We start from the raw sequence: 12,191 nt of genomic DNA on the forward strand, positions 1-12,191 counted from the left end.
AAATTTTGATTACGCCTCTATCACCAAAAGGCTAATAAATGCTTGTACTAATTGTGGTTCGGTGTATTTCGTAGTAACTAAATTAGGTTTTAATTAAATCATAAAATCCGTTCTTAATCATTTTTAGATGATCTAACTGTCTTTGGATTCCTATTTCTCCTTCTATTTTTAACTCTTCATGTTTATATCCGTCAATCAAATCCCAAGAATGTTCATTATTTGGAATGAAGTGTGAAATATATACTTGCAAATCATTAGCTAATTTATGACAAAAAGCACTTTTATCAGAGATACAATCATAAATAGATTTGGGATTAAATTTTTTATCCTTAATACACTCTTCTAAATTTTTAAAACCTTCTTTGTCATAATCAAAAAGAAAAACTATTTTTTTTTGTTCTGCTAATTTTTTAAAAAATGGTATTGCTTTAAATATTGTAACTAGATTTGGCATATTACCACTTCCATTTGAATCAATAAACTTAATTTTTTCTTCGTGTTTGATTGATGCAAAATTTTTATAATCATTATTTCCTTCAAGAAATACAATCATATCATATTTTGTATTAAAAACATCTTCTAGGATTCCAAATTCTCCATGATAAACAAACTTTGGAGCTAGTCGCTTCAAAATCTCTCTTTTCCCATTTTCATCATTAGCACACTTAAGCTCACGAGAATCGGTTAATTCAAATAATTCATTTGGTGCAACTTCTACCACCGTAGATGGTGAATGGGTCGTAAGAACTACATTAATGTTTTTGAATTGCTCTTTTATAACTTCAATATATCTTTCAGCTAATTGTGGATTTAAATTTGCATCAAATTCATCCAACATAATCAATTCTAATTTTGATTCTTTAGCTGCAAAATGATAACAAATTAATTCGAAAATGATTTTTTCACCACTTGACAATGAATCAAAATGAATATATGTTTTTGATGGTGTGTCAAATTTTTCAAAAGCTATTTCGTAATATGATTCATAATTTTTAGGCGCAACTAATTTATATTTAAAATACCCCTTCTCATAGTATTTATATAATTCATCATTTATTTCTTCCCATAGCTTTTTAGTTCGTGTTCTGAAATTTTTAGTTTTAAAATCCTGAAATATTTTGTTAGACATTTTCTGAACTATAGATTCAATAGAGCGAAACTCTTTTGTAAGTAAATCATAAACATATGACTTCAATGTTTCTTCATTAGAAACTTTTGCATTTCTTCTAAGTTCGATTTTTAATTTGTCTTGAATCGCAATTCTTTTGGTTCTCAAAGAAATCATATCAGTCTCTAGTAGAACAGCGTTGTGAAATTTTTCAAGAATATTTCTACCATTTCTTATACCAAAAGTCTTTAAATTTTCTTCTTTTGTTTTATTTAATTCACGAATTAATTTTTCATCAATTTCACTATCTAGTACAATACCTAGTTCACGTTTTATATTGTCTAACTCATCAAATTGAAATTCTGACAATAATTTAGCAATTGATTCTAAATACAAATAACCATTCTTGTAGTAAATACTATCATGGTCAAACAATGCAGAGTAAAAATCAGTTCTGTCTAAAAAAGGAGAATCACTTGATCTTCGTTTTCTTAATCCAATAGATTCAATCTCATCCATTATTCTTTCAAATGAAATTTCATCAGTTAATCTTAAACCGTTATTATATGAAATACTTTTCTTTTTCTCATAACTATATGCATCATTGCTTTGAAGAGTTTTAATAAAGCATTTACTTCTATCAGGATAATTTTCATATAAATATTTTAATATCGTAGATTTTCCTGAACCATTCAATCCAGTAATAACAGCTAAGTTTGTATTGAATTCCAAATTAATATTATTCGCTATTCCTTTATATCCTTTAGGTACTGAATATCTAGATTTCTTCATTTATTATAGTGTTTCTTAAGTTTATAGTAGTTTAATTTTAGTTTACCCCTCCAACGTTGCTAAGCGACTTAATAACAACGATTGAAGTTGTGTGAGTTTTTGGTTATTTATTTTGAGTTTTTTCTTTAAAAGTTTTAAATAAAAAAATAGCCATTGTACCAGCTAAATTTACCGCTAGTTCACTATGTCTTTCAGATGGTTTAATACTTTTTTTACTTTTTCCATGAGCATCTCCAAGTTTATTTCTTAAAGCTCCTAATCCGCTGACAATACTACTTGACCCTCCCAAAATTTGTTTAAATATTTGTTCTTGATGATTTTCAGGAGCTAGATTTAAAGACTTTGCTACTTCTTTATATAATTCAGGAAGATCTGCGCCATCATTGTATTCAATATTTTGTTCATCCAAAATATGTTTAAGAATACTTTCAATTAATGTTCTTGCTAATGTGATTGCACCTTCAGGTTCAGTTTGCTTCCTGTCAAGTGCTTTTTGCCACTGATCATGTATATGTGCTTCATCAAACACAATAATTTCTTCCAAAGGAGAAGTAGTTTTCTTTTCCAAATAATTAAGTAATGGCGAGAATTCATTCCACAAAAATTCTCTTCGCTCTTGATATGTACTAAATCTTCCTTTTATGAATGTCCAAAATTGATCAATTGTTCTCTTAGATACTATCCATTCAGGTAAGAATTTTTCAATTGATTTATTTTCAAGTAATCTTCTTCTAATCTCAATATATAATTGATTATTAAAGTCTCCACCTGTTGCATGAGCTACGATTCCATCCTGAAAATATTCGACTAATTGAAGTTCATTCAGTTTTTTTATGAGCTGTAATTCTTGATCCATAAATAATTGCGTTTATAGTATTTTACCCCTCCAACGTAGCCAAGCGACTTAATAACAACGATTGAAGTTGGGTGAGTTTTTGGTTTTGTATTTCTCCAATTTTAATATTTGAATAAATGTCTTCGATGTAATTGCTAAAATTATTATTCACTTCTTTTATCGGAATTATTATTTTAAATTCTTTTATCATTGATGAATTTATAGAATTTACGATTGAAGATGTTGTTCCTAAGGATTTATAATTAAAGCATTTTAAGTATAGGTATAAATATTTATTTGATAAATAATTATTCTCATTTTCAATAAAAGAAGCTATTGCTTCATTTGATAAAGAATTAATGTTTGTTATTGACAATTTACCTACCGACATCTTAAAACTTAAAACTACAGTATCTTTGGGGATTAAAGGAATTTTAAAAGTTTTATATGCTTCTAAGCTCAAACTTTCATTCGTACTTAATATATAATTACCATTTTCATTTATATCTTTAATTGATATCCAATTTATATTTTCATCTTCTGAATTATTAAACCATTTAGGCTCATCTCTTGGAGGCGTTCTACCAATTTGAATTTTATATATATCTTCTAATTTCTTCACCTCCCAACCTTCAGGAATTTCCTTTTCTAATTCTTGGTTGTACACCATAGCACCGCCAGAAGATTTATAAGGTTGTCCTTCCTCGTTAGGGAATTCAAAATCAACAAACCATTACTTGTACAACGTTTGAGCAGTAGCTTCCAACTTCTCGCAGATTTGTTCGTTGACTTTTATTTTATTTTCTACCGCTTGGTATTGGGCTACAATTTCACGTTGTTTTTCGATGGATGGGACAGGTAATTCTACTTCACATAAATCTGCCCAATCAAAAGATTCTCTTGTACTTCCATGCGAATGATAACGAGCATAACGATCAAATTCTGGTCGAGAAAACCACATCATCAAATATTCAGGTAGCAATTCATTTTTATCTATTACTTCAAATACTATATAGATTTGAGAAACCAAAGCCTTTTCATATTCATCAGCTAAAGCAATAGATATTTTATCTCCATTTCTTGATGTAATGGTTCCGTATGCAAATTGTCCCTTTTCAATAATCTTATACGTAGACATATCCGTACCAACCGTATTGGCAATGGAAGGAATCAGTTTTTTAGTAATACTTACACCAAGTAATGTATCAACTTGTAAATCTCTGTTTCGGTTATTTACTTGTTGAATATAATCACCCAACTTTTTATAACTCATAGCCCAACGATTTAAATACATTAGCTACTTCTTGTTTCAAGGCTTCTTCTTGCTGAAACAAGTCTTTCAGTTCGGTTTGCAAGGCTTGCATTTGGGTATCGTAGTCGATGTTTTCGTCACGGTTTACAAACTCAATATATTTACTTGGCACCAACGAATAATCCTTTTTACGGATTTCTTCTAAGGTTGCAGAGTAACAATATTCCTGTATATTCTGGTAGGTTGGAGCGGTTGGGGCGGTTGGGGCGGTTGGGGCGAATTGCAATTCGCCCTTAGTTTCGCCCTTATTTTCATCGCCCTTAGTTTCGCCTCTACATGTCTGCCAGTTATGATACGTTGCCGCAATCTGCTCAATATCTTGTTCCGAAAACTGAATGAATTTCTTTTCAAACGGTTCACCTTTTTGGCGTAAATCCATAAACAACACTTCACCTTCGCGGTTTCGATACTGTCGGGGCGAATTGCAATTCGCCCTTGCTACGGTGCGTTCCGTTTTATTACGGTTCAAAATCCAAAGCGTTACAGAAATATCTGTAGAATAAAACATTGCTCTTGGTAAGATAACAATCGCTTCCACCAAATCATTTTCTATAATTTGTTTACGGATTTTGTATTCTTCACCACCCCCCGAAAGGGCGCCATTAGCTAAGATAAAACCAGCGACTCCGTTTTGAGAAAGTTTAGAAATCATATTCAAAATCCACGCATAGTTGGCATTCGATTTTGGAGGAACTTCGTAACCCGTCCAACGCAGATCATCTGTTAATTCGTTTCCTGCTCTCCAATCTTTTAAATTGAATGGAGGATTCGCCATGATATAATCGGCTTTCAATTCTTTGTGCTGATCGTCACCAAATGTATCTGCTGCTTTGTTTCCTAAATTGGCAGAAATCCCACGAATGGCTAAGTTCATTTTAGCCAGTTTAAACGTGGTATTCGTTAACTCTTGTCCGTAAATCGATATGTCTTTTTTGTTTCCTTGGTGTTTTTCAATAAACTTCAACGACTGTACAAACATACCACCCGAACCACAAGAAGGATCATAGATTTTTCCTTTATAAGGTTCAATCATTTCGGCAATTAAGTTTACAATCGACTTTGGCGTATAGAATTCTCCTTTACCTTTTCCTTCGGCAATGGCAAATTTGCTCAAGAAATATTCGTACACACGCCCCACAATATCTTGTGCTTCATCACGAAGCGTATCGATGTTGTTGATGGTATCCAACAAAGCCGAAAACTTAGATTGATCCAATCCCAATCGAGAGAAATAATTGTCAGGCAATGCACCTTCTAAAGATTTGTTGGTACGTTCTATAGTTTTAAGGGCGGTATCTACTTTTAGGGTAATATCTTCTTGCTTGGCGTTTTCGATAATGAAATCCCAACGCGATTCTTCAGGCAAATAGAATACATTTTCTGCCTGATAAAATTCTGGTATTTCTAAGAAGGCTTCTTTACCTTCTGCAATCAATTCTTCTCTACGTTTGATGAATTTATCACTTGCAAATTTCAAGAAGATTAAACTCAATACCACGTGTTTATATTCAGAGGGTTCTATCGAACCGCGTAATTTATTTGCTGCATCCCAAAGGATTTCCTCGGTGCTTTTTGTTTGTAGCTTTTTAGCCATTTATTCGTTATTATTTATTTGAGGTAAATATACAAATACAATATGCGCTAATAAAGTAATATTAACGGATAAAATTGTATGGAAAACCTCATTTTTAGATTAATTTCAAATATAAAAAGATATAGCGTCAAAATAAGTCGTTAGGATATTATACGTATAGTAAAGTATTAGAATAGGATAGGAGAGAATAGGAGAAATAGACAATTAATTTAAAGGCAAATGTTGAAGGAGTGGTAATTCACGAGTATAATTAACCTGTTATTAATGCAACGGTTTACAGAATTGTAAAAGAATACGATATAAATAATAAAATTGGTTCAAATGAATCAAGAGACATATGAACTGAAAGTACCGAAGCATTAGAAGACGCTGATTTAATTATTGTAATGGAATATAGTCATATAAAAGAAGTGCAGCATTTTGAGCAACGGAAAATTTAAATAAGAAATAATTGTTTTGAATATTCCTGATTTGTATAAATACTATCAAAAGGAATTGATTCAAATTTTGGAAGAAAATTAGCCCCTCATTTATCTTTATGATAGTTAATTGATTCGAAGGCTTTTTAATCTACTAGTTGAAGATGCTACATTCTACATATAATTAGTAAAGCCTCCGAAGTTGGAGGCTTTATTTAATAGACTTGAAGCAGAACTTCGGAAGGAATATGTAATTTTGAGTTAAAGTGCGGATCATTTCAAGAGATAATTTTCGCTTTCTATTTAAAATTTCACTTGCCCTACTTTTTAATCCAATCATTTCTGCTAAATCATTTTGTGTGTAGCCATTTGTTCCATTCTAAATTTAATTGCTTCAATTGGATCTGGTAAATCCATAGGATAATGTTCTTTTTCATATTTTTCAATCAACATTCCCAAAATCTCCAATTCGTCACTTTCTTCCGTTCCAGGAAGTGCATCAAAAATCACCTCTAGTCTTTCTAAAGCTACTTCGTAATCTTGTTCTGATTTTATAGGTTTCAATTTCATAATTTAAATGGTATTGGCATTAATTTTATCATATTCTGCGTGGGTTCCTATAAAACGAATCCACATCATTTGATGCATGAAGTTTATTTTAACAATTAATCGATAATGATTTCCCTTAATATTAAACATCTGAAACTCTTATTTTATCATACATTACATGACTTAAAGAATACAAGCAATAATTATTTAATTGTTGATGAAAATAATCCATACCTGCTTGCTCCTTTAATAAAAGTAGAAGTTCATACGGGCATTCTACCTTATCTTTCGTCCAGTAATATGATTCTAAAGTTAACTCACACATCTTCATCATAAATTTCACGATTAAAAATTAACCAACACGCATCTAACAACCTATTGATATTGATAAATGAAATACAAATATCTTCTGATGGGCAACTGCCGTAACTCCCTAAAGTATGCTCCATAATATCTTCTAAATCTAATTCAATTTGTGAAAAACTTTGTTCATTAAAAACATGTTTAATAATCAGGTATGGATTTAAGTATTGCTCGTAGGTTAAACCAGATGCATAGACTAAATACTTCGAATGTAACACATCATTAGATTCACTTTTACGTTCATATTTATCAATCTTCTTTAAAATTTTAAAACATGCGCGAATTAACGAATTTGTCATTGTGAAAAACTTTAAAGACTCAAAAGGGTTTGTGTAGATTTCGTATTTATCATCAAATGCATGTTTTAATAGTTGATTAAAATTTGTCTTTATTTTAGTGATCGATTCCGTTTCAAAAAATACTTGAATTAGTTTATATGGATCTTTAATTTTGTTTCCATGCCAAAGCTCGGCTCTTAGATATAACTTTTCTTTTTTCATGATTTCTAATTTTTAAATTCGTTTGAAGATTGAAGGTGGGAAAATAATGTGGTAACAAACTTATCGATTAAGGTACAAGTGGATTCATCTAATAGCAATTGTCCTTCTTTTATAAATTCATTTTGTAATTTTTGAAATAAGGAAATAAAATGATGTATTTCGGTAGTAGAAAATTTATCAAGTAATGCACTGTTTGCAAAAATCATTAAATTCCAAAGTGTTATGAGATTTTTTGATCGAGGTTTATAGATTATCTCTGAAAAAATAAATGTTTGTAAGTGATTCATTAAAAATTTAGATAAGGTTTGTTTTAAAAAATATTTTTCGCCTTCATTATTTTCAAATATTGGTTTTATATCGTTGTTATAACCCTGCTTATTGTAATTGTACGAATGTTTTAAACCATCTAAATAAGTTGGTCTTTTCTTATACCAATGAATTTTAGGATGATAACCCGAACTGTAAATCCTGTTCTTAGCATTCATTATTTTTTGAAAAAACAATTGATAATCGTAAGTATGATGCTGAACATAATAACGCGTATGATGAACGGAGGTTATACGAACATTCTCAATTGGATTTTGTTCTATGTGTTGCAGATAGGTTTTTAATTCTTTTGTCGCTTTCTGTTTGGATACCACAAATACATAAAAATGTTCATATAGTTGATTATTATTAAAAGTTGTAATTTGATGGAATAGAAATAGCTCTTCAACCTCATCAAACTTTTTCAATTGATTTAAAGCTTTATGGTTCATTAGTTCATGAGTGAAAACTTCGCTGGTTTTTTCTACTCTTAATAATGGAAACTGATTGTACTTCTGTGTATATCGTTTAATATTTTGATGTACTAGCTTATGTAATTTTTTTTGAACAACTTTTAAGCTTTTTCCAAATTCGTCGTAGAAACCAAAATCATCGTCGGTAGTGAGGTAATCAATTAAATAGTAGGTTGTTTCATTTTTTTTAACCAATAGTTTTTTTACTTCTGGAATGAAGTGCTCTAAAATCAACAAACGTTGGGTTATTGTTTTACTTTCTAACGAGGTTCCGAAAAGCATAAGTTCTAAATAAGTAATATCATTCGCAAATGCTTTTATCATAAATAACCACGCTCCGTGTTGTTGTTCTTTTATGAATTCATCACTCATTTTTTTTAACATTAGGGATTTGTCTTCATAACTACTAATTAAATTTTTTAAATCACTTTGACCTAAATATGTACTTAAACTTATTTTTACAGTATTGTACAAGCAATTATCCTCACATAGCAAATGAGCGAGTGTGAAATCATTATATGAACTTGCAAATTCAAAATCATAATCGGTTAACCATACCATCAAAATTTGATTTTCTTTTAAAATAGCGTTTTGGAAATCGACAGAAAATGATTTTACAATTTCTTCTTTATCTTTTACTTTTAACCATAAAATGTTATACGCCGTACGAGCGGTTTTATCAAACCAAATGGCTTGAATTTCATTAGTACGAATACTTTCTTCTAATTTACAGTTCAATTCATCTGGTAAACGAACTGTTTTACTGAATTCTTTTTCTTGAATATTCATAATTCTATTGTTTTAATTGTTCGTAATCTGTATTTCATTAAACAAATTTTGACAAAGACCTAACGTTTTTGTACAAGAAAGCTGATCGATATCTCTTGATATTTTATCCGTTTTAGGCAAGAAATCAATTGGAGTACTTAACAAATGAAGTATGGTTTGAACTTCAATAGAATCCATACATTTATTGTATATCTCAGGTAATAAGGCTTGGAATAATTGCATCAAATATCTGCAACTGTATATAGCAGGAATGTATTGTAGCTTTTGATATAAAAGCCCAAGGATTAACTGTTGCAACATATTTTTAAGAAGTAAAATATGTCCGGATTGGTAGACTAAATCCTGCTTTTGAAAAGCAGTAAACCAAGGTGAAATATAAGCTAAGCGTTCTGTCCAATACTTTTCTTGTAAATGTTTGGAATTAGTAGTTTCAACAAGCCTTTTATTTATAACTAAGTTGTTTTTCAAATACAAAACATTATGAAGTAAAATGAATTTATTAAAAAAAAGCTGGTAATTATTTTCGTTTTTTTGAAGCCATTCTAACGTATGAATTAAACAAAACACTTCAACTTTTCCTTTAAAATGATTAGAAACCTTTTGAACAAGTGCATCGTGTTGTTGTATACGAAGTGTTGGAGCAATTAAAAGCAGATTGAATTTATAAGTATTGTTACTGGTTGAGTCATTTATTTTTTCTGCGCTTAATAGATAAATGGCATCTATTTTATAGGCATTGTTTAAAAAAGCAACGAGCTTTTTTAATAGCGTTTTTTCATTTGAAAGATCTGAAAGTTGTGCATCGATTCGTTTCGTATAAAAAATATTAGATTGTTTAAATGCATGGGTTAAGATTTCTAATGCGCTTTTCATGGTTTTATCGAAAATACTTTTGGGAGTTTCCCCCAGTATATATTGCGATTGATCGATAAATAAACTCTCCTTCATTTTAGAGATTTTATAGACAATTTTCGAGAACTCTGGATAATAGGCATCTATAAATAAAGTAAATTCTTGCTCGTTATAGTTGTGATGTAGGGAATTTGGAAGCAACATATTTTTTAACAAGTCGTAATAGTAAGCAAAGACTTCAAGCAATGCTAAATGTGCCGCTTCGTAAAGTTGCTGTTTGACTAATGGAGCTACGAATATGGAAATAGCCTCATTTACTTTATTCTCAACCTCCTTACTGCAATTTCGGAAATGAAGTATCGCCTTTTGTTTATCTGTACAGTAAAAATTTTGGAATAAACTGTTCCATCTCTTTAAATGATTGCTGTAAATAACAAAACAAGGCTGTAAATGCAATTGCAAATAACTAAAATGGAAATGAGAATCGTTTGATGAAACTTTATGATAATTAATGGTTATTAAAGTATCGTACTTTTCCAAAGCATTTAAGGCATCTACTTGAGGTTTTAACTCACAAACAAAAGCATCATAGTTTTGTTTATCTACGACTAAGGTTAATATTTTTAGTTTACTGTTAACCACAGCTGTATAAAACACCAACATAAGTTCGACACTACAAACCGCATTAGTTATAAAATTTTGAACAGGCAAAGCCAAGTCTTTTGGCAGGGTTAATTCGTTTAAATTTTTCATAATCAATAATTTAAAAATTAATACATCAAAATTGATTGATTATAACGAGGTATCGAACCATAAAATGAGGTAACGTACCACAAATAGGAGGTAAATAACATTTTTAGGGAAAATATTTAGGGAATGATTTAAGAAAATAGTTTATATTTGAGTATATAAAATTTTGGCTTATGGTAACGACACAAAAAAAGCATTTAGGACGCAACATCAGTCGCATACGTGAAATGAAGGGAATGAAACAAGAAACTTTAGCTGAACTATTGGGTATTAGCCAACAAAAAATGTCGGTACTTGAAAACACAGCTGATTTGGAAGATGCAAAACTTGACGATATTGCTAAAGCCCTAGAAGTGCCTAGCCAAGCTATAAAAGAATATTCAGATGAAAAAATCATGAATATTATTACCAATAATACTTTTCATGATAGCCCATTTACTAACAATGTAAACTATCATCCAACATTTAATCCTTTAGATAAATTGGTTGAGGCATATGATGAGAACAAGAAATTATACGAGCGTCTGTTAGCTGCTGAAAAGGAAAAATTAGCTTACGTAGAGCAATTATTAAAAAAATAGATTTTTGTTATAAAATCACACTAAATTATAAAATTAAAAAAATCGACTATTTATTATATTAATAGTCGATTTTTCTGTTTTAATCACTTTTATAATAAATGAAGTTAATGCACTTTCGATGCTTTATGTATGGAGTATCTATGGTGTTTTCTTCAATCAATATTTAGATAAAGAATATTAGCATTTGGATTTTTGCCATGAGAATAATGTTAGTTCATGCTCTTTTCCAGTATAGAATTGACAAAGACTTTGTTTATTTATTAGTCTCATACAACATTATTTGATTTGCTTTACTTTACTTTACTCATCTATCCTATAAATAAGTGTTGATAAAAGTTAATTAGAGGTAATAAGATACATTATTTTATGCATCGATTTCTAGATCATTAAATTTTTTTGAAAGATAATGATTGTATAGATAAAGGCAGGATAAAGGCAAGATAAAGGCAGGATACTTGTAGTGTAATGGCCGAAATAGAATATTCAAAAAAAGCGATACCATTATTGGATATCGCTTTTTAAGTTATATTATTTTCAAATCATTGAGTTAAATCTATTTGCCAATGCAAAAAATAAAAACTCACTATTTATAGAGCGTTAAAAAGGTAAGGTAAAATAGGGTACAGAAATGTTATAAAAGCGTATAAAATGCATTAAATTTTATGAAGTAAATGTTACAGATAGTTGCTAGAATTTCTAGTTTTCTGTAAAAAGGCTTAAAACCTTGTTATTTTATATCTTTGTATTGTAATACAATGGTTTAGATATGGCAAACGGATTTAAATCAGGAGGTAGAGTAAAAGGGACAGAAAACAAAATCACTTCTGATATACGAGAAAAGTTTAATCAGCTTTTAAATGACAATATAGATACATTGTATAGTGATTTATAATCTTTAGCTCCTAAAGATAGAATAAACGCATTACTACAATTATCCAAGTTTGTAATACCTCAACTAAAATCTACAG

Annotated in this window: 11 protein-coding genes and 2 pseudogenes; 2 read left to right on the forward strand and 11 right to left on the reverse strand. The window is 29.9% G+C overall.

The features are described from left to right. Positions 1 to 82: 82 nt before the first annotated feature. From IM532_RS07740 to IM532_RS07790, 11 genes and pseudogenes are all read right to left on the reverse strand, one after another. Positions 83 to 1,900, reverse strand: coding sequence for an AAA family ATPase (locus IM532_RS07740; protein ID WP_194182879.1), 1,818 nt, complete (start codon positions 1,898 to 1,900; stop codon positions 83 to 85). A gap of 103 nt (positions 1,901 to 2,003) precedes the next feature. Further along, positions 2,004 to 2,756, reverse strand: a complete 753-nt coding sequence (locus IM532_RS07745) for an abortive infection family protein (RefSeq protein ID WP_194182880.1) — start codon at positions 2,754 to 2,756, stop codon at positions 2,004 to 2,006. Between the two features lie 22 nt (positions 2,757 to 2,778). Then, positions 2,779 to 3,405 (reverse strand): restriction endonuclease subunit S, encoded by a 627-nt coding sequence (locus IM532_RS07750; RefSeq protein ID WP_194182881.1) that lies wholly within the window; start codon positions 3,403 to 3,405, stop codon positions 2,779 to 2,781. A 63-nt stretch (positions 3,406 to 3,468) separates the two neighbouring features. Beyond that, positions 3,469 to 4,008 carry a restriction endonuclease subunit S gene (locus IM532_RS07755; RefSeq protein WP_194182882.1) on the reverse strand — a complete coding sequence of 180 codons (540 nt, stop codon included), beginning with the start codon at positions 4,006 to 4,008 and terminating at the stop codon, positions 3,469 to 3,471. Next, on the reverse strand, positions 3,998 to 5,641 hold the full coding sequence (locus IM532_RS07760; RefSeq protein WP_194182883.1) for a type I restriction-modification system subunit M: 1,644 nt from the start codon (positions 5,639 to 5,641) through the stop codon (positions 3,998 to 4,000). Before IM532_RS07760 ends, IM532_RS07755 begins: the two co-directional genes overlap by 11 nt. A gap of 634 nt (positions 5,642 to 6,275) precedes the next feature. Further along, positions 6,276 to 6,630, reverse strand: a pseudogene (locus IM532_RS07765) (helix-turn-helix domain-containing protein). 3 nt (positions 6,631 to 6,633) lie between these two features. Then, positions 6,634 to 6,759: pseudogene (locus IM532_RS07770) on the reverse strand (type II toxin-antitoxin system HigB family toxin); the annotation flags it as partial. After that, positions 6,752 to 6,943 carry a hypothetical protein gene (locus tag IM532_RS07775; protein WP_194182885.1) on the reverse strand — a complete coding sequence of 64 codons (192 nt, stop codon included), beginning with the start codon at positions 6,941 to 6,943 and terminating at the stop codon, positions 6,752 to 6,754. The gene IM532_RS07775 and the pseudogene IM532_RS07770, both read right to left, overlap by 8 nt. Continuing rightward, positions 6,927 to 7,472 carry a hypothetical protein gene (locus tag IM532_RS07780; RefSeq protein WP_194182886.1) on the reverse strand — a complete coding sequence of 182 codons (546 nt, stop codon included), beginning with the start codon at positions 7,470 to 7,472 and terminating at the stop codon, positions 6,927 to 6,929. Before IM532_RS07780 ends, IM532_RS07775 begins: the two co-directional genes overlap by 17 nt. Before the next feature lie 5 nt (positions 7,473 to 7,477). Then, entirely contained in the window at positions 7,478 to 9,040 is a 1,563-nt protein-coding gene (locus IM532_RS07785; RefSeq protein WP_194182887.1) for a hypothetical protein, read from the reverse strand. Positions 9,041 to 9,052: 12 nt separating this feature from the next. Next, complete coding sequence (locus IM532_RS07790) at positions 9,053 to 10,645, reverse strand: hypothetical protein (protein ID WP_194182888.1); 1,593 nt, start codon at positions 10,643 to 10,645, stop codon at positions 9,053 to 9,055. Between the two features lie 170 nt (positions 10,646 to 10,815). On the opposite strand from IM532_RS07790, the gene IM532_RS07795 reads away from it, so the two are divergent. Together IM532_RS07795 and IM532_RS13775 are read left to right on the forward strand one after the other, a co-directional pair. Next, on the forward strand, positions 10,816 to 11,223 hold the full coding sequence (locus tag IM532_RS07795; protein ID WP_194182889.1) for a helix-turn-helix domain-containing protein: 408 nt from the start codon (positions 10,816 to 10,818) through the stop codon (positions 11,221 to 11,223). Positions 11,224 to 11,989: 766 nt separating this feature from the next. Beyond that, positions 11,990 to 12,115: a hypothetical protein gene (locus IM532_RS13775; protein WP_262892212.1), complete on the forward strand. Its 126-nt coding sequence runs from the start codon at positions 11,990 to 11,992 to the stop codon at positions 12,113 to 12,115. Positions 12,116 to 12,191: the final 76 nt, after the last annotated feature.

The organism is Faecalibacter rhinopitheci (assembly GCF_015234135.1).
Taxonomy (GTDB): Bacteria; Bacteroidota; Bacteroidia; order Flavobacteriales; family Weeksellaceae; genus Empedobacter; species Empedobacter rhinopitheci.